Raw genomic sequence first — 18,776 nt, forward strand, 5'->3', positions numbered from 1 at the left:
TCAGAGCGCGAGGTTGTTGGCGCGCGTGTGCAGGGTGTGCACGACGCCGATGTTGCGCAGGGCGAAGGCGGCCTCGCAGTAGTGGAGGTAGTAGGTCCACTTGCGGATGAAGCGGTCGTCGAAACCGAGGGCACGCACCTCATCGAGGCGGGCGTTGAATGCCTCGCGCCAGAGCTGGAGGGTGCGGGTGTAGTCGTGGGCGAAGTCCTCGACCGAGTTGAGCACAAAACCACCGGCCTTGGCCAATTGGTCGTTCACGCGGTTAAGCGAGAGCAGGAGCGACCCGGGGAAGATGTGTTTCTGAATGAAATCAACGCCCTTGCGGAAGGCATCGTAGCGATCGTCGGGGCAGGTGATGAACTGCAGCGCGAGCAGGCCGTCCGGTTTGAGCAGGCGGCTCAGGGACTCGCAGAACGCAGGCAGATAGCGGTGCCCGATGGCCTCCATCATTTCGATCGAGACGATCTTGTCGAAAGAGCCGGTGAGGTCGCGGTAGTCGCACAACAGGACCTCGATGCGATCGCTCAAACCGGCCTCGGCGATGCGGGCGGTGGCGAGGTCGAACTGCTGTTGGGAAATGGTGACCGTGGTGACGTGGCAACCGTAGGTGCGCGCCGCGTGGATCGACCAACCGCCCCAGCCACTGCCGATTTCAAGGACACGGTCGGTGGCCTGCAGCTTGAGCTTCTGGCAAAGGGCGTCGTTCTTGGCGGTCTGGGCCTCGGCGAGCGAGAGGTCGGACGTCGGCCAGCGGGCGGCCGAATACATCATCGAGGGGTCGAGGAAGAGCGCGAAGAACTCGTTGGAAAGATCGTAGTGCTCGCTGATGTTGCGGCGGGCGGTGGTGCGGTTGTTGGGCCGCAGGAGGTGGAAGAGACGGTTGGCGAAGCGCAGCAGGTTGACGGCTCCGGCGCGGGCGGCGCGCTTCGAGCCGGAGAGGGTGGGGGCATGCTCGAGGTTGAGGATGAACCACGAAATCACAGCGGTCAGGTCGGGTGTTTCCCAATCGCCGTCGATGAAGCTTTCGCCAAAACCGACGTCGCCGGAGAGCACGCATTTGCGGAAAAAGACCTCGCGCTTGATCTTGATGGCGGCGTGCGACGCGAGGCCGCAGGGCAGGGCCGGTGCCAGCTCTCGGTTGCCAAACTCCAAGACCTCGCCGCCCGGCAGCTCCAGTTGCAGGTAGCCGCGTTGCATCGGGGCGAAGGCATCCAGCACCAAGCGGCGGCTGAGGGAGGTGCGTAAGAGCTCCGGGGCGATCGCAGTGGGTTGGGCGGAGACGGTGGAGGGGGACGACATGATGATGAGGTGGCGTTGAAGTGGACGCGGCCGTTGGTCGGACAGGATTCGGCCGGACGAATGGGTCAAATCACTCGGGGTATTTTACCCTAGGATTGAGAAGGACTTGGGGCGGAAGCTTCGGATCGGCGGACCGAGGCGTGGGGGCGGTAGAGGTCGCGCTGGTCGGAGGCGCGGGCCGCTTTCGCGAACCAGGGCACGCGTTTCCACCACAAGCGCAGGGCATGCCAGTGAATCAGGAAGATGACCCGCAGGGTGAGCAGCGGGTATTTGAAGAGGAAGCCGCCGAGGGCGCCGTCGGTGAGGGGTCGGGCCGGACCCGCGACCGTGCTGGTGAGGGTGCGGTCCGCGCCCACGTAGTCGTCGATCTGAATGGACAGCCGTTCGTCGGGCACGCGCAGGCGGAAGTCGAAGGCGACATCGACGTCGGAAAACGGGGACACGTAAAAGTGCTTCGGGGTGCGGCGGCGGAAGGCGTTGCCTTCGCGCATGTCACCGGAAAGCAAATACGGCTTCATCTCGTGAAAGGTGTTGGTGACCTCGGCGATGGCGGCGACGGGTTCGTCGGCGGCGTCGCGCACGAAGTAGAAGGAGACCGGGTTGAAGCGGTAACCGAGGATGCGGGGCAGGGTGACGAGCTGCACGCGGGCCGCGGGGCCCGGATCGATGTGGTGGGCGGCCAGGAAGGCCAGCACCCGTTCCTTGAGGTTGCCGGTCGAGGCGGCCGGGAGCGCCGGCGCCTCGTGGCGGTTATGCAGGGTTTCGTCCAACGGTAGAAAATCGCGTTGGCGCAGGCTGTAGAGATTGCCGCGGTCGACAGAAAACCAGCGCAGCTGGCGGTCGAGCTGCGGCAATTCATCAAGGTCCAGGCTCAGCATGAAGAGCCGGTAGACAAAGCGATGAGCGCGCGGGATGAAACGAGCGTGCATAACATGGCATTCGTAGATCCGGGAGCGCATGGATTCACAAAGTTTTGCCCGCGGAAGCATTGGGACGCAAACCCGCGGCGCACATCGGTCGAAACGCCTCAGGCCTCCCAGGCGTCGCGGCCGAGGAGTTGGGTGCAGAGCCGGTGGGCGCTCCAGAACCCGTCCTCGTGGAAGCCGTAACGTTGCCAGGCGCCGACGAAGAAGGTGCCGGTGGTGACGGCCGCCGTGGCGTTGAGGGCGGGGATCTCGTCCTGCGCCTGGACGGCGGCGAGATCAAAAAGGGGATGGGCGTAGGCGATGCGCCGGTGCAGTTTGCTGGGGTCGATGTCGTCGGCGCGATTGATGGTGACAAAATACTGCTCGCGCTCGCTGACGCCCTGGAGGGAGTTCATCCAATAGTGCGTGGCCGGCTCGATGGCTCCCTCGCGGTTGCGGACGAGTTGATAATTCCAGCTCGACCAGGCGCGCCGGGTTCGCGGCATCACGGCAGTGTCGGTGTGCAGCGAGGCGGTATTGTCCTGGTAGTGGAAAGCGCCGAGCAGGCGGGCTTCCTCGCTGGTGGGATTGACGATGAGGCGCAGGGCGTCGGGCGCGTGGGCGGCGAGGATGACTTGATCGAAGGACTGCGCTTCGCCGCGGTTGGTCATGACAATGCTCTTGCTGCCGGCGCGGACAATGCGGGTGGCGGCGGTGTCGGTGAGAATGCGGTCGGCGAAGGGGACGATGAGGCGTTTGACGTATTCGCGACTGCCGCCGTCGATCGTCCACCATTGGTGCTGGGTGTGGAGGCCGAGGAAACCGTGATTGTGGAAAAAGCGCAGCAGCGTCGACGCCGGGAATTGGAGCATGAGTTCGGGCGGCGTGCTCCATACGGCCGAACTCATCGGCACGAGGTAGAGGTTGAAGAAGTCCTCCCCGTAGCCGCGGGCGCGCACGAAATCCTCGAGCGAGGTGTCGCGCAGCGTGGGGTCGTCCAGCGCCGCCACCGCCTCGGAATTGAAGCGGTTGATGGCGAGGAGCATCTTGATGAAGCGCAGATTGAAGAGGTTCTTGCGCTGGGCGAAGAGGTGGTTGAGCGACGAGCCGCACCACTCGATGCCGGTTTCGTCGTCGCGCACGGCGAAGGACATCGAGGTCTTCTTCACCGGCACCTTGAGCTGATCGAAAAGGCGGCAGAGGTGCGGGTAGGTCTCGCGGTTGAAGACCATGAAGCCGGTGTCGATCGGCACGCGGCGGCCGGTGCCCGGTTCGTCGGCATCGACGGTGTTGGCGTGCCCGCCCGCGTAGTCGGCCGACTCGAAGACGGTCACGTCATGATGACGGTGCAGGAAAAGGGCGCAACCGAGGCCGGCCACGCCCGAGCCGATGATGGCGATGCGGGACATGCGTGATGGGTGCCCCGATCGCGAACGCCGTCAAGCGGCGTCGCGACATCGCTCAGTCTTTGGCCGGCGGGGTCGGCTGGTCGACGGTCAGTTCCGTCACATCCTTGTGGATACCGGGACGTTCGGGTTGCTTGGGGGCGTCGGCCTGGGCGGCCTGGATGGTGCCGACGGCGAGGGCGGCGGCGGTGGGCACGACCTTCTTGAGCGAGGAGCGCACGTGCACGTGCTCGGAGCGGGCGGCGGCTTCGACGGTGCGATGGTGTTCGGCGTGTTCGCCTTCGCGGAGGACGGATTCCGGCACGTCCTTGAAGCCCCAGATCAGGCCGGTCCAGGAAAGCAGTTTCAGCCCGTAGTAGGTCGGATCGATTTCCCACCAGTAGAACCCGTTGCGGGTGGCGCTCTGGTAGCGGTGGTGGTTGTTGTGCCAGCCTTCGCCGAGACAGATGATGGCGAGGATGAAACTGTTGCGGGAATCGTCGGTCGTGTTGAACCGGCGGCGGCCCATGAGGTGAGCCATGGAGTTGATGCAGGAGGTGCCGTGGAACAGGGCGGTGGTGCTGATGAAGAAACCCCAGACGAGCATCTGCGGGCCGTTGGTGCCGAGGCCCGGGGCGAAGCGTTCGAGGATGGCGCCGAGACCGAAGAGGGCGGTGGCGAAGAGCACCGGCACGACGATGTCGAAGCGGTTGAGGAAGACCAACTCGGGGAACTTCGCGAGGTCCTTCACCTTGGAGTAGTCGGTCGGGAAATTGCGCCGGCTGGTGATCCAACCGATGTGCGACCACCAAAAGCCGTGCACGTGGGGCGAATGAGCATCCTCCTCGTCGTCGCTGTGCTGGTGATGGTGGCGGTGGTGGTAGGCCCACCAGAGCGGACCGCGTTGCACGGTCGTGCCGCCCCAGACAGCGAGCAGGAACTGGCCGAAACGCGAGGTGGAGTAAGTCTTGTGCGAAAAATAGCGGTGGTAGATGCCGGTGACGGCGAACATGCGCAGGAAATAGAGCGCGACGGCCGACCACGCGGCGAAGGGGCTCCACCCGGTCCAAATCACGCCGAAGCAACCAACGTGCAGGACGACGAAGGGCATGACGCGCACCCAGTCGACCTTGTCGGGTTCCGAGCGCATTTTTTCCGGGCCATCCGGACAGTAGTCGGCGTCGATCCACTGGACGACGGCGGTTTTCAGGCGGCTAAACATAGGACGGGACGAGGCGGACACGGGCGAATCTGACAGAGGGTTCGAACAAATTTCCGGGGAGGTAAGGCCGCCGGATGCAGAGGATCAAGACCCCTATCGGCAATTTGGCGACCGGATGGAGCAGGTATTGTTCGCACAATTGACCCGAAGTTCCGTTGCGCCCGCCTTGCCAGGCGACGAACGGACGGCTTGGCTCGCGCGCCAGATGGACGAAAACCCCGCGACTCCCCCGGCCTCGCTGCCGGCAACTGTTCCGCCGGTGCGCAAACGGGAGATCTTTGGCTGGTGTTGTTTCGATTTCGCCAACTCGGCCTTCACGACGATCGTGATCACGGTCATCGGCCTGCCGTATTTCACCGCGGTGATCGCGCAGGGACAGCCGGAAGCCAAACAGTGGTGGGGACTTACGCTCAGCGTTTCCCAGATCTTCGTGATCCTGCTTTCGCCGCTGGTGGGGGTGATCGCGGATGTGCGGGCGCACAAGAAGCGATTTCTTTTGGTGACCGCGCTGACGTGTTCGGTGGCCACCGCACTCATCTTCGGGGTCGAGGCGGGACAAGTTTCGCTCATGCTCGCGCTGGTGTTGGTGGCGAATGTGGCGTTTTCGATGAGCGAAAATATTTGTTCGGCCTTCCTGCCTGAAATCAGCACGCCCAAGAACGTAGGCAAGATTTCCGGATATGGATGGTCGTTCGGTTACTTCGGCGGCCTGCTCAGCTTGGTGATCGCGTTGGTGATCGTGAAAAGCGGGGACGGTCGGGCGGTGTGGACGTTTTTGACCACCGGCGCATTCTTTTTTGTCGCGAGTCTACCCACCCTGCTGCTGCTCAAGGAGCGGGCCCGGCCGCGCGTGCTGGCCCCGGGCGAGACCTATTGGCGAATTGCATGGGCGCAATTTGGGCAGATGAAACAGGAACTGCCGCAACACCGGAAACTGGCGGTGTTCTTTGCTGCGATGGTGTTTTTTATCGCGGGACTCATGGCGGTGGTCGGCTTCGCGGCGGGCTTTGCGACGGAGGTCATCGGCATGGGTGAGGCCGAGGTCATCGGGCTTTTCGCCGTGCTCCAGATTGCGGGGGTGGCGGGTGCGTTTGGTTTCGGTTTCTGGCAGGATCGCGTAGGGCCCAAGTGGCCGCTGGCCACGGCTTTAGGACTCTGGATTCTGGTCTGCCTGTGGGCCGCGCGCTGCACCACGGTGACTGAGTTCTATGTTATCGGCGTGCTGGCGGGCATTGCCATGGGCAGTCTGCAGTCGGCGGCACGCGCGGTCGTTTCGACCCTCACTCCGCCGGGGCGCGCCGGGGAGTTTTTTGGCTACTGGGGATTTTTCGCCAAATTGGCCGGCGTGATCGGACCGTTCGTGTTTGGTGTCTTGGCGACACAATTGGGCTATCGTCACGCGATCGCGGTCAATGCGGGGTTCTTTTTGATCGGTTTGATCATCCTTTTGCGGCTTACGTTACCGTCGCGTCACGACGTCACCGAAGCTTAACCGGCGGGGTTGGCACGGCGCTTGCAACTGATGGGGCGGCGACATTCGGTTGCCTTGCTTTCTTAGGACCCTCCCCAAACGGGTTCTTTGATTTTAACTGCGAGAGGAATTTAGGGAAGAGGATCGACCACGGTCGCCGGGCTCCGTGCCCGCCCCGCACGGCGTGTTCTTCCCATCGCAATTTGGTCGCGGCGTGAACTTCCGAGTTTCGTCACGTCGTGACCGGTGGATTTTGATCCCGCGACAGCGGAATCGAAAAACCGTTCGTGCAGCCTGCCGTGCCTGACGCGGGTGGCGGCGAACGTTTCCTAAACCATACAGAAAACAAAACGTGGCCCCGTCGTTTATCGGGGCAAATCCAACCATGAACGCAGTCAAGAAACTCGCTCTCGTGCTCAGCCTCGGCGCTCTCGCCGTCACCGCTTCCGCGGCGACGTCGGAGAAGGCCTACGTTGCCTCCTACGAAGGTGCCACCGACATGCCGGTTCCGGTCAAGGTCGTGGCCCCCGACATCGTCACCTCCCTTGGTGCCGAAGCCATCGTGGAGTTCACCGTGAACAAGGCCGGCGTGCCGACCGCCATCGTTGTGGCTTCCGCCAACAATGAGGCGCTCGCCGCCGCTGCGGTTGAGGCGGTCTCCAAGTGGCGCTTCACCCCGGTGATGAAGAACGGCGAAACCGTCGAGTCCAAGGTGAAGGTTCCGTTCCGCGCGGCGCTGCCCAGCTTCCGCGGTCCGACCTACGCTTCGGTCTTCTAAGGAAGTCCGGACGACCGCTGGCACGAGACTAAGCTAGCAAACAAACTCAGGGCCGCTCTCGTTTTTCGGGGGCGGCCCTGAACATTTGCGGGCGCCGCCGGGTGGCACCGATCCGGCTACGGAAGCACCGGCGATCCGTGGTCGTCGCGCGCATGACAGAATGGGTAAACAGCTATTTCGATCCCGCGGTGATGATCAGCATCATCAGCGTGCTCCTGGTCGCGGTGTTGGCCAATGCCGTGGCGCGACGCATCTTCGATCATCACCTGCGCAAGGCGATGACCAGCGAGCGGCGGACGGGCATCACGTTTCTGCGCAACGCGGTCAAGGCGGCGATCCTGCTCGGGGGTTTGCTGGCCATCATCTACAGCATTCCGGCCCTGCGGGCGCTGGCGGTGGGCGTGTTTGCCGGGGCCAGCGTATTGGCGGCGTTCCTGGGTTTCGCTTCGCAGAAAGCGTTTTCCAACATCGTGAGCGGCGTGTTCATCGTGGTGTTCAAACCGTTTCGCGTGGACGACATCATCAAGATTCGGGGTGAGATCGGCACGATCGAGGACATTACGCTGCGTCACACCGTGATCCGGGCCCTGGAAAACAAACGTTTGATCTATCCCAATTCCGTCATCGATTCGGAACCGATCATCAACTGGACGATTCGCGACGAGAAGGCGCAGAAGTTCATGTTCATCAGCATTGGCTTCGAGGCGAATATCGAGCGGGCGGTGACGATCATTCGGGAGGAGGCGACGAAGCACCGCGACCTGTTGGACCTGCGCACGGAGGAGGAAAAAGCGGCGGGCAAGCCGCTGGTCGAGGTGCCGGTGTTGGATTTCCAAAATGCGATGATCAACTTTCGGGTGCCGCTCTGGGCGAAGGATTTGCCCACGGCGATGAACCTGACTTGGGACGTCCATCGGGCGGTGAAGGAACGGTTCGATCGGGAAGGGATTCCGATGGGACGGCCGTCCCAAGTGATCTACCGCGCCGCCGAACTGGGGGCACCGGCCGATGCGACGCCGGGTGAAAACTGACGCCACGCGGGCGTAATTTCCGCTCTCGCCAAGCGCGGAGAGCCTCATCACGTTCCCCGGTCCGATGCTTGCCGCTGTGATTTACATTTTGGCTGTGCTGGGGGCGAATTTGACCGCCACCTGGTTCATTCCGCTGCCCTTTTTTGGGCAGGTGGCCGTGGGCACCTTCATCTTCGGCTTCACCTTCACCCAGCGCGATCGCATGCACGTGCGCGGGCGCCGGTTTGTTTACACGGTGATCGGATTGGCGGCTTTGTTGAGCTGTTTGCTTTCGGTGTTGGGCCACGTGCCGCCGCGCATCATCCTGGCTTCGGTGGTGGCGATCCTGCTCGCCGAGACGGCGGACACCGAGATCTACCAGCGCCTGCTGGCGAAGTCGTGGTGGCACCGGGTGCTGACGTCCAACGCGATCAGTATTCCGCTCGATTCGCTCTTTTTCAACCTGGTGGCGTTCGCGGGCGTCGCGGGGTTCCCGCCGCGGGTTTTGGTCTCGATCATCTTTGGCGAGATCGTGGTGAAGTTTTTGGTCGGCGCGTTGGCCGCAGTGTGGCGGGGACGTCAGGTCGACGGCGCGGTCGTCGATACGGACTCGCCGGCGGCGCGGGCTTGAACGGGCACCACATTTTAGCTGGGGCTGGGCGTTGAGAGGGGTTTAAGGTGCGGCCGCGTGCAACCGCTGGCCCAACTTGAACGCGAAACCACAACATCCCCCGCGAAACCTGCGTGACGAAAACGTGGGCGTGCATTTGCTGCAGGCCCGTTTTCCGGAGGGTTACTCGCGTTGGATTCTGGGCGGGATTCTGGTGGCGCTGGTGGGCTACGGCGCGACTTCGGTGGGCTTGTGGATCGAGAACGGTCCGCTGGGGATGTGGCTCTACAGTGATACCTGGGTTTTCCTGCTGAGTGTTCTCGGCTTGGTGTTGTGGCGACAAGGCCGCTTGCGGGCCGCCGGTTCGTTGGTCCTGGCGGCGGTGATCACCGAACTGCACCTCGCGTTCATGATGAATGAGGTGGAGTCGTGGACGCCGGCGGCGATGATGATCCCGATGGTGGTGTCGGTGGCCGCGTTGTGGCTCGGGCCGCGAATCGCGCAATGGTTGGGCTGGATCATCATGTTCACCGTTCCGCTCTCGATCGGCATCTCGGGTTGGATCGGCTCGACGCCGGGTTTCGCGACGCCGGGTTTCCCCTACATTGTGATCGTGTTGGCGGCGACCGTGTTCACGTCGAACACGCTGCTGATCACGTTCATGCGTTGGTTGGCGGACAGCTTGCGGCGCAGTGAAACGGAGGAGCGGCGCATGCGCGAATTGATCACGGCGGCGGCGGATGGCTTGGTCGTCGTCGACGCAAATCGCGAGATCAGGCATCTCAACGATGAGGCCGGGCGCGTCCTCGGCGCGCCGCCGGACGAGCTGCTGGGGCGCCGAATCGACGAGCTGCTCGATTGGCCGGACGGGTTTGATTTCGACGCGTGGTTGGACTCGCCGTCACCCAGCGCGGACATGGTGGATCTGCTGGGCGGGCCGGAGGGAATCCCGTTGGAGGTGCGGGCGAGTGCTTTGTCGCGCCATGGCGGGGTGCGGGACGTGTTGCTGGTGATGCGCGATGTGACGCGCCGGCGGGAGGCGGAGGAGCGCGAGCGCGAGTTGCAGAAACAGCTGTTGCAGGCGCAAAAAATGGAGGCGGTGGGCCTGCTTGCGGGCGGCGTGGCGCACGACTTCAACAACCTCATCACCGTCATCGGCGGTTATGGGGCGATGCTGGCGCATTCGACGGACCCGGAGGCGCGCAAGTATGCGCCGGACATCATGGCGGTGCAGGAACGCGGGGCGACGCTGGTGCGGCATCTCCTGACCTTTGCCCGCCGCGAGATGGTGCAGCCGCAGGTCATGGATTTGGCGGTCCGCGTGCAGGAGGCGGTGCCGCTGCTCAACCGCATGCTCGGTGAGCAGGTGAGCTTGTCGGTGCACGCCCCGGAAGCTTGCCCGGTGTTGGCCGATCCTGGGCAAATGGAGCAGGTGTTGGTCAACCTGGCCGTCAACGCGCGGGACGCCATGCCGTCGGGTGGCCGGCTGGAGGTGGTGTGCTACCCCCGTGACGAGGCCATTGTGCTGGACGTGACGGACGAAGGCACGGGCATGGAACCCGACGTGGTGGAGCGGATTTTTGATCCCTTCTTCACCACCAAACCACCCGGTAAGGGCACGGGGCTCGGTCTCTCCACGGTGCACGGCATCGTGAAAAGCGTGGGCGGCGAAGTGGCGGTGGAATCAAGCCCGGGGCGGGGCACTCGGTTTCGGGTGAGGGTGCCGCGATCGGAGGAAGCCTTGGACGAGGCGCCGGTCCCGGCGATGGTCGAGTTGGAGTCGCAGGTCACGGGGCTGCGCGTGCTGGTGGCGGAGGACAATGACGCGGTGCGCAGCTACCTGGAGCGCTTGTTGCGTCGGGCTGGTTTTCAGGTGCAATTGGCGCGGTCGGGTGACCAAGCGCTGGAGATGCTCATGCAGGCGTCGCGGCCGCCGGATCTGTTTTTGGCCGATGTTGTGATGGCCGGCATGACCGGCCTGGAGGTCGCGGAGTTGGCGAGCAAACGTTGGCCGGAGCTACGCACGCTGTTCATGTCGGGTTATCTCGGTTTGTCGTCCGAGGCAGAGCTGTTCGATACAACGGGCAACCTGATCATGAAACCGTTTGGCGCGGGCGAATTGTTGCGTCGCATGGAGATCGTGTTGGCGCAGGAACCGCAGTCGGTGGTGCGGGTGGCGGGCCAAGTGCGGTCGCGCACCTAGCACCACTCACGTTTGCGAATCGGAAGGCAGGGGGGCGGGCCGGCTGGGCGGGCGCACGGCCGCCGCGATGCAACGACGATTGCGCAGGAAAACCCAACCCGCGATCGCAGACCCCAGTCCGGCGATCGCTACCGCGGTGCGCGGGCCGAGAGACGCCGCGATGCCGCCGGCCGCGATGCTGCCGAGCGGGAACATGCCCTGGCCCATGGCGAAGAGGCCCATCACCCGGCTGCGTTTGTCGTCGGCCACGGCGGATTGGATGAGGGTGTTGTTGCCCGCCATCGACAGCACGGTGCCCCAGCCGGTGGCCATGAAGGCCAGCAGCGCCCACGGCAGCGACGGGCTGAGGGCGACCCCGATTTGACCGAGGGCGATGGCGAAGGCCCCGGCCGCGACCCATTGGGGCAACCCGGCCGGGGAGGGGCGGCGGGCGAGGGTGGTCGCACTGATCAAGGCCCCGGCGCCGACCGCGGAATACATGAAGCCGAGGGTGGTGCTGTCGCCGTCAAAGAGATCGCGGGCAAAGACAGGCGCCAGGGTGCTGGCGGCGAATCCAGTCAGGGCAATCATCGGCACCATCACCAGCGAGGGGCGCAGGTCCGGCGTGTGCCGCGCATAGCGAATGCCTTCGCGCAGATCCGATAGCGGATGGGCGCGGTGGGTCGATCGAGGCCGGGCCGGCGGGCGAATGACAAGCAAGGTGGCGAGGATTCCGAGGTAGCTGAGACCATCGAGCAGGTAGCTCACGCCGGGCCCGATCGACGCGATGATCAGACCCGCGATACCGGGCCCGATGAGCCGGGCGGCGTTGAACATCGACGAGTTGAGCGCAATGGCGTTGGGCAGGTCTTCCTTGCGGTCGACAAGTTCGACGATGAAGGACTGGCGGGTGGGGAACTCGACCGAGTTGATGCAACCGCGCAGGGTGACGAGCAGCAACAAGCGACCCACCGTAAGGGCGTCGAAGAGGGTCAGCGCAGCGAGTGTGGCGGCCTGGAGTGCGCAGCACAGGTTGAGCCACCACATCAGGGTGCGGCGGGGCAGCCGGTCGCCGAGGATGCCGCCGAAGGGGGCGAAGAGCAGCACCGGGATCTGGTTGGCAAAGGGGAGCAGGCCGACGAGAAAGGGGTCGCGCGAGAGCTCGTAGATCATCCACGCCGAGGTGGTGAGCGTCATCCAATTGCCGAGGAGCGAAAACGACTGGCCGGCAAAAAAGAGCCGGTAATTGCGGGCGTTGAGGGCGCGGAGCGAAGTCGGGAAAGGCAAGTGGTCGTCGATGGCGGGGAGCGCGGCGAGCGCGCTGTTCATTGGTCCCCGGAAAAGCAACGACCAGTTGGCGGGCGTTTGCAACCACCCCGGTTTTGGCGCGGCGATACCGGGGCAAAAAAAGACCCCGCCGGCGAACCGGCGGGGTCGAAGTCTTGCGAATTTTGGTGGAAACGAGGCCCGTCGCTTAGAAGCGGAAGCGGGCGCCGATGTTCCAGTTCAGCTCTTCGCCGAAGAAGACGGCGGCGGACTGAGCGCTGTGGGACTCAACGCCGGCCAGGCCGGGAGGCAGACCCTCGAAGCGGCTGTTGTCGGAAGCGTCGGAGATGTAGGTGTTGTCGAGCAGGTTGAACACGTGCGCGAAGAGGCTCACCTCGAACGGACCGACCTCGGACGGGATGTCGTAGTAGACGTGCAGGTCGAAGACGGTGAAGCTCGGGATCTTCCAAGACTGGCCACGGTCGGCGGGATCGGTGCGGGTGAACACGTCCCAATCGGCGTAGTAGTTGGAGTAGGTGCGGCCCTGCAGTTTGATCGACAGGCCGTCCGTCGGGAAGATCGTGGCGGCGTAGGCGAACTGGGTCTGCGGCTGGTCACCGACCTTGATGCCATCGAGGTAGAGCTTGTCGCCGGTGGCGGGGAGCTGCTGGCGGGTGCTGATGGTGTATTGGGTGTAGTCCACGTCGCTGACGTAGGACCAGTCACCGAAGGACGCGGCGGCGTCGAAGCGGAGGAACTCGTTCACCTTCCAAGCGGACTCGATCTCGATACCGTTGTAATCGGAGTTGATGCCGCGCTGGTAGGTGACGATGTCGGCCTGCTCGTCGACGTCGGTGCCGGTGAGGTCACGCCAGGTGGTGAAGTAGGCGTTGGCCGAGATGTAGAAGTTGCCCGACGGGCTGTCCCAACGGCCACCGATCTCGAAGGAGGTGTAGGTTTCGTTGGTGGGATCGGGCACGAGGTTGCCGGTCACGTCGTCGATGGCGCCATCGAAGATCGGGGCGCGGTCGACCCAGCCGGCGTTGACGAAACCGGAGAGCTGCTCGGAGAACTCATAGCGCACGCCGCCCTTGATCTGGGCGCCGTCGAGACCGTTGGCCTCGGCGAAGAGCTTCTTGCCACCACCGACATCGGTGAAGTGGTCGAGGTAGCTGTAATCGATGCTGGAGTAGCCGATGGTGCCGAAGGCGTTGATCGGGCCGCTGTCGTAGTTGGTGGTCGCGAAGAGTCCGAGCCAATCAACGGTGTTCGTGTTGTTGTAGGCGATCTTGTCGCCGAGGCGCTTCTTCTGCATCTCGGGCGTGGTGTCGAAGTCGTTGCCGGTGTAGACGTAGTAGTCGCCGCCGAGCAGGTCGCGGACTTCGCGATAGTGATCGATTTCCGCCGTGCGCCAGTCGAGACCGGTGGTGAGGGTGAACTCTTCGTTCAGCTCGTAGGTGAACTTGGAGACGATACCGTAGGTGTTCTGCTCGTTGTTGGAGTTGCGCAGGATGCCGCGGGAGGCGCGCTCGCCGTTGGCGTCGGGGGTCTGCGACTGGTTGCGCGCGATGGTGGCGTTCCAGTCGTAGTTCTGCGAGTAGGGCGTGTCGTAGCCGTAGCGCAGGAGGCTGCCGTAGGTGCCGGAGCCACCGCCTTCACCGCCGCTCCAGTAGAACACGGTGGCGAGCTTGGCGCGGTCGGAGATCTCGGAGAACCAGTTCAGGTTGACCTGCGGCTTGTTGAAGTAGTTGACGCGCTCGTTGATGAAGTTGGCGTCGTAGCGGCTGTGCGTGCCACCCCAGTAGTATTGCTGGCCAGTGTAGGACGGATCGACCGGCGCGGCGTTGGAGTTGAAGTCAACGCCGGCGTCGAGCGGGCCCGAACCGAAGAAGCGGGGGCTGCTGTTGAAGGCGTTGACCGCGGCGATCTGGGCATCGGTGTAGCCAAGCTTCTTGGCTTCCTTGACGCTCCACACCGCGATGTTGGCGTCGAAACGTTGGGCGTGCTGCTGGGGAGCGGCGATGCCGTAGAGTTCGAGACGGTTGGTGTCGTTCACGAACCAGGTGGCGCCGAGGTAGTAACCCTGGCCCTTGGTCCAACCCATGTCGAACTTACCGTCGCCCTGCTTGTGCACGGCGCCGAGGGTGAGGGCGAACTTGTCGTTGAGGATGCCGGTGTTGAATACGCCGGTGACCTTGTAGAAGTCGTTGCTGCCGGCCTCAATCTTGACGGAGCCGCCCATGTCGGAGGCGGAGGGATCGGTCACGATGTTGAGGGTGCCGCCGATGGACGGCATGGGCAGGGAGGTGTTGGAGAGGCCGCGCTGGAGCTGGATGCTCTGCGACACGTCGCCGAGGCCGTCCCAGTTGGACCAGTAGAGCCAGCCGTTTTCCATGTCGTTGGTGGGAACACCATTGATCAGGATGGCCACGTTGCGCTGGGAGAAACCGCGCACGTTGACGCGGGCGTCACCGGCACCACCGCTGTCTTCAGTCGCGTAGATGGAAGGAGCGCTGTTGAGCACGAGCGGGATGTCGCGCGAACCGAGCTCTTTGGTGATCTTTTCCTTGTCGAAGGCCGTGAAGGCGACCGGCGTTTTGCCGAGCACGGCTTGATCGGCGAAGTCGGCCATCTCGGTGACGACGAAGGCGTCGAGTTGGACCGTTTCTTCGGAGGTCTCGGTCTGCTGACCGAAGACCGGCAGGGCCGCGAGGGCGGCCGAAGCGGTAAGGGCGAAAGCCCGTTTCTTATAGTTCATGGTAGTTCGTGTATGTTGGGACGGCCGTTTGGTCCGCGGGCAAGAAGCTGGGAGTTTCTCGCCGTCGGGTTTGCGGCAGGCCTTGTAAGTCAACCCTTCCGAGCAGACTCCTCCGCCGCCCGTGGTCAAGGCCTGTCCGGGCCTGTCGTGAAGATGATGAGGGTTTGTTTCACAAATGTTACGCGGTATAAGCGGAGTTTGCCATTGGCTGGCGATGCCGCGGGGCGGGGGCCGGACCGGGCAGGTGGAAAACGATGACCGGGCGGTTGACGGGCCTCGCAGAGCGAACGACGGTCGGGGTTGAGTATGGCGCGACTGGTTTCCGACGATTGGGCGGCGGGATTGCAGCGATTGATGCTGCCGGATGGCTGGCAGGCCGAAGCGATCCAAGCCCTTGCGGCGGGGCGGGATGTGGTGGTGGACGCGCCGACCGGCGCCGGCAAAACCTACGTTTTCGAGCGATGGGCCGAGCAGAGCAGTTTCGCTCGCCGGGCCATCTTCACGGTGCCGACCCGGGCGTTGGCCAACGACAAATATGCCGAGTGGCGCGAGCGCGGTTGGCGGGTGGGCATCGTGACGGGGGATGTGTCCATCGATCCGGAGGCGCCGGTGGTGGTGGCCACCTTGGAAGCGGTGCAGCGCGACCTCACCGCGACGTCTGTCGCCGGGGCAGCCCGACTTTTGGTCGTCGATGAGTATCAGTGGATCTCGGATGCCGCGCGGGGCAATCACTACGAGGGGGTGTTGCTGGCTTTGCCGGCGGAGGTGCAGTTGCTACTGTTATCGGGTTCGGTGGGGAATCCGGCGGACGTGCAAGCCTGGCTGGGCCGCTGGGGACGTGACGTGTGCCTGGTGCGGCATCGTGAGCGCCCGGTGCCCCTGGAGGAATGTGATGTCGATGATTTGGTGCGCGGGCTGCCGCGGGAGATCACCGGGTTCTGGGCCAAGCGGCTGGCCGGGGCTTTGCGCGAGGGCATGGGGCCGGTGCTGGTCTTCGCGCCGCACCGGCGCGACGCCGAGCGGCTGGCGCGACAGTTTGCCCGGGAGGTGCCGCTGGCCGAGCCCTTGACCCTCACGACGGCGCAGGAGCAGGCGGCGGGGCCCGAGCTCGCGCGGTTGTTGCGGCAGCGGGTGGCGTTTCACCACAGTGGCCTTTCCTACCTGCAGCGTGCCGGTGTCGTCGAACCCTTGGCCAAGGCCGGTCAACTTCGCGCAGTGATCGCTACGCTTGGGCTGAGCGCGGGCATCAATTTTTCGCTGCGCTCGGTCATGGTGACCGCGGAGCGTTACCGGGTGGGGCAGGTGGAGCGGCCGATCGCACCTCACGACCTTTTGCAGATGGTCGGTCGGGCCGGCCGACGCGGACTGGACGACGTCGGTTACATGTTGGTGAGCCAGCGCACGCCGCGTTTGAGCCGGGCGGCGCCGCAACGCCTGAAACGAGCGGCAGCGTTGCCCTGGACCTTCCTGCTGCGGCGTCTACGGGTAGGCGATGACGCCGCGCGGCAGATCGCCGGTTGGGGGGCGCGGTTATTCTCAGCGGAGCCCATCATGGTGGGCACCGAACATACGGCGGCCTTGGGGGCGGCGGTGGCGCTGCCGTGTGGCCAAAAAACGGATACAGGCCGGGCGCGGGTGTTGCGCCGGAAGCGCAATCCGTTCAAAGGCTGTCGGGATTGCGCGCTGCGTTCGGCCTGTCGGGACTTGTCGCCGCAGCCAACCTTGTTGTGGTCGCTGCAGCGACTCGGCGTGCTCGATAAACAACTGCGGCTGACGGCCCGCGGCGCGATCGTGGCGAGTTTCATCGGGCCGGAGGGACTGGCGCTGGCGGCGGCGTTGGAGGATCGGCGTTATCCGCTGGATGACCTGTTGTTCGACGCGGCCAATCTGTTCGGCGGCGAACGTTTCTGCGGCGACGATCCGCGGCGTCTGGGGCGCTTGGTGCAAGTCGCCGAGAAGGTTTACCGGCGTTTCGATTTCGAGGGCTATCTGGTCGAGGGCGTGCCGGAAAATTACGGGGCGGGCGCGGCCGAGGTGGTGCGGGCGATCACGCAACGCAGTGCCCGGCCCGGCGCGCTTATTGCCGACTTGGACAAGGCCGGACGGGGTGATGTGGACCGGCTGATGACGGAGTGGCGTTCATTGCTGCGGCAGGTGGCCCACGCCTCGCCGTTGGAGGTGACGGAGTTGTCGGAGTCCGACCTGCGTTTGGCGGAGCGCTGGGACCTGTTTCGCGGACTGTGCAGAGCGACCTTGGCGGCGCAGCGGGAGGCGGGTTTGCCGGAGGTGCCGCCGTTGACGGCGGAACAACGCAAGCCGATCGAGCATCGCTTCCGCCGCTTCAGCGCGAACAGCCGAGCATTCAACCCGCCAGGCCGGACTGCCTGATGAAGAGGACGAGAATGAAGATGGCGCCAGTGAAGAAGGCGAAGCCGAGCGCGGTGTAGAGCAGGCAGCTCCGCCAGAGCGTGCCCCAGATGCCCGCGCGGAAGATCCGATGCAACGCGAGCGGAAGGTAGAAGAAAACGTAGGCCCCGGCGACTAACTCGACGAAGGCGGCGAGCGGCTCCCAGGCAAACGCCAGCAGCGTTGACCAGCCCTCGACCATCATGGTGAAGGTGAAGAAAAAGGCGCCGCTGTGCAGCGCGATGACGAGGTGCTCCAAGTAGGAATAGCGATGGCGCCAAAACAGGACGCGGGTGCACAGCGCTAGCAGCGGCAGAATGACAAAGAGGATTTTGGGAATGGTGCTCCCGAGCGTTTCGAGGATTTCCTCGCGGGTGGGGAGGCGAAAGTCGCGCTGACCGCGGCGCTCCTCGAAACTGCGGAGGAAACCGGAAAACGCGGCCTCCAGTTCGTCGTTTTCGGTCGCTAGGCGCGGGGTCGGGTCGGGCCTGGTCGGCGTTTCGACGCCTTCGGCCACCGCCGCCTCGGCGGTTGGTTCCGGCTCGGGCAGGCGCAGCTCCGGCACCGTGAAGTCGGTGCGCAAGGGCAGGGTGATGAAGTAGACCAGCGTGACAAAAAGGTAGAGCCGCAGCGGCGGCACCTGGCTGGAGCGTTTGCCCAGCAGGAAACCGCGGGTCAGGCGGCCCGGGACGAAGAGCAGTTCCACCACGCTGCGCGTGAAGCGACCGTCGACATGAAAGAGGCTTTCGAGGGCCTCGTGCAGCATGCTCCAAAAGGAGCGGCGGAAGTCGAAGTCGCGTTGGCCGCAGGCGTGGCAAAACTTCCCCTGCAGGGCGGTGCCGCAATTGAGGCAATGGCCGGGCAGCGGCGGCGGGGATTCGTCTTCGAGCTTCACCGGTGGGGAGTAAGGCGATCCGGCGCGCGATGAGAAGCGTGAAGGCGCGAACATGTTTGGCATTCATCGCGGCCGGTCATTGACGCGGCGGGGCGAACCGAGGAGTCTGCGGGCATGAGTCGCCGCGTATGCATGTTGATTTTGATCGGTCTTTGGGCCGCGACGATCCGCGCGACCGAAGTGGGCTGGGATGTGCTGGCGGGATTCGACTTTGAGGCGCCGGCCTATGAAGCCGGGCAGAGCGATGACGACATCGTGACGCAGAGCCGCGCGCAAATTCCGCAGGACATCGCCGCGCTGCACGATCAGCCGGTGGTGTTGACCGGCTTCATGTTGCCGGTGCGCATGGACGGTTCCGGCAAGGTGACGGAGTTTCTCCTCGTGAGCGATCCCATGGTGTGCTGCTACGGCGCGGTGCCGAGGGTCAACGAATGGGTGACCGTGAAGCTGGCGAAGCCGGCGGAGGCGTTGATGGATGTGCCGCTGAAATTTGCCGGTCGGCTCCAGGTCGGACCGGTATTGGACAACGGCTACCTTACGACGATTTACGAATTGCTGGCGGCGGCGCCGGCCGGGGATTGACCGGCCC

Annotated in this window: 14 protein-coding genes; 7 read left to right on the forward strand and 7 right to left on the reverse strand. The window is 64.2% G+C overall.

Translation table 11 applies throughout. The features are described from left to right. The 4 genes from AC0MRV_RS03750 to AC0MRV_RS03765 form a co-directional block, all read right to left on the reverse strand. Window positions 1–1,299 carry a class I SAM-dependent methyltransferase gene (locus tag AC0MRV_RS03750; protein WP_472763094.1) on the reverse strand — a complete coding sequence of 433 codons (1,299 nt, stop codon included), beginning with the start codon at window positions 1,297–1,299 and terminating at the stop codon, window positions 1–3. An 89-nt stretch (window positions 1,300–1,388) separates the two neighbouring features. After that, the gene (locus tag AC0MRV_RS03755) at window positions 1,389–2,258 is read right to left on the reverse strand and encodes a DUF1365 domain-containing protein (RefSeq protein ID WP_472763095.1); all 870 of its coding nucleotides are present in this window, start codon (window positions 2,256–2,258) and stop codon (window positions 1,389–1,391) included. Between the two features lie 68 nt (window positions 2,259–2,326). After that, entirely contained in the window at window positions 2,327–3,613 is a 1,287-nt protein-coding gene (locus tag AC0MRV_RS03760) for an NAD(P)/FAD-dependent oxidoreductase (RefSeq protein WP_472763096.1), read from the reverse strand. A gap of 52 nt (window positions 3,614–3,665) precedes the next feature. Then, window positions 3,666–4,811 carry an acyl-CoA desaturase gene (locus tag AC0MRV_RS03765; RefSeq protein ID WP_472763097.1) on the reverse strand — a complete coding sequence of 382 codons (1,146 nt, stop codon included), beginning with the start codon at window positions 4,809–4,811 and terminating at the stop codon, window positions 3,666–3,668. 205 nt (window positions 4,812–5,016) lie between these two features. Between AC0MRV_RS03765 and AC0MRV_RS03770 the strand changes: the two genes are divergently transcribed. From AC0MRV_RS03770 to AC0MRV_RS03790, 5 genes are all read left to right on the forward strand, one after another. Continuing rightward, complete coding sequence (locus tag AC0MRV_RS03770) at window positions 5,017–6,303, forward strand: MFS transporter (RefSeq protein WP_472763929.1); 1,287 nt, start codon at window positions 5,017–5,019, stop codon at window positions 6,301–6,303. A gap of 364 nt (window positions 6,304–6,667) precedes the next feature. Next, on the forward strand, window positions 6,668–7,060 hold the full coding sequence (locus AC0MRV_RS03775; RefSeq protein WP_472763098.1) for a TonB family protein: 393 nt from the start codon (window positions 6,668–6,670) through the stop codon (window positions 7,058–7,060). A gap of 152 nt (window positions 7,061–7,212) precedes the next feature. Beyond that, entirely contained in the window at window positions 7,213–8,091 is an 879-nt protein-coding gene (locus AC0MRV_RS03780; protein ID WP_472763099.1) for a mechanosensitive ion channel family protein, read from the forward strand. Between the two features lie 64 nt (window positions 8,092–8,155). Continuing rightward, window positions 8,156–8,701: a VUT family protein gene (locus AC0MRV_RS03785; RefSeq protein WP_472763100.1), complete on the forward strand. Its 546-nt coding sequence runs from the start codon at window positions 8,156–8,158 to the stop codon at window positions 8,699–8,701. A 76-nt stretch (window positions 8,702–8,777) separates the two neighbouring features. Beyond that, on the forward strand, window positions 8,778–10,883 hold the full coding sequence (locus AC0MRV_RS03790) for an ATP-binding protein (protein ID WP_472763101.1): 2,106 nt from the start codon (window positions 8,778–8,780) through the stop codon (window positions 10,881–10,883). A gap of 6 nt (window positions 10,884–10,889) precedes the next feature. Here the strand turns inward: AC0MRV_RS03790 and AC0MRV_RS03795 are convergent, their stop codons facing one another. Both AC0MRV_RS03795 and AC0MRV_RS03800 read right to left on the reverse strand, forming a co-directional pair. Beyond that, on the reverse strand, window positions 10,890–12,191 hold the full coding sequence (locus AC0MRV_RS03795) for an MFS transporter (protein WP_472763102.1): 1,302 nt from the start codon (window positions 12,189–12,191) through the stop codon (window positions 10,890–10,892). 145 nt (window positions 12,192–12,336) lie between these two features. Beyond that, entirely contained in the window at window positions 12,337–14,886 is a 2,550-nt protein-coding gene (locus tag AC0MRV_RS03800) for a TonB-dependent receptor (RefSeq protein ID WP_472763103.1), read from the reverse strand. A 306-nt stretch (window positions 14,887–15,192) separates the two neighbouring features. Between AC0MRV_RS03800 and AC0MRV_RS03805 the strand changes: the two genes are divergently transcribed. Continuing rightward, window positions 15,193–17,274 carry a DEAD/DEAH box helicase gene (locus AC0MRV_RS03805; RefSeq protein WP_472763104.1) on the forward strand — a complete coding sequence of 694 codons (2,082 nt, stop codon included), beginning with the start codon at window positions 15,193–15,195 and terminating at the stop codon, window positions 17,272–17,274. Here the strand turns inward: AC0MRV_RS03805 and AC0MRV_RS03810 are convergent. Further along, window positions 17,249–18,187 carry a DUF3667 domain-containing protein gene (locus AC0MRV_RS03810; protein ID WP_472763105.1) on the reverse strand — a complete coding sequence of 313 codons (939 nt, stop codon included), beginning with the start codon at window positions 18,185–18,187 and terminating at the stop codon, window positions 17,249–17,251. The genes AC0MRV_RS03805 and AC0MRV_RS03810 overlap by 26 nt on opposite strands. A gap of 114 nt (window positions 18,188–18,301) precedes the next feature. Between AC0MRV_RS03810 and AC0MRV_RS03815 the strand changes: the two genes are divergently transcribed. Continuing rightward, complete coding sequence (locus AC0MRV_RS03815) at window positions 18,302–18,769, forward strand: DUF3299 domain-containing protein (protein ID WP_472763106.1); 468 nt, start codon at window positions 18,302–18,304, stop codon at window positions 18,767–18,769. Window positions 18,770–18,776: the final 7 nt, after the last annotated feature.

This window comes from Actomonas spartinae, assembly GCF_051209155.1.
Lineage (GTDB): Bacteria > Verrucomicrobiota > Verrucomicrobiia > Opitutales > Opitutaceae > Actomonas.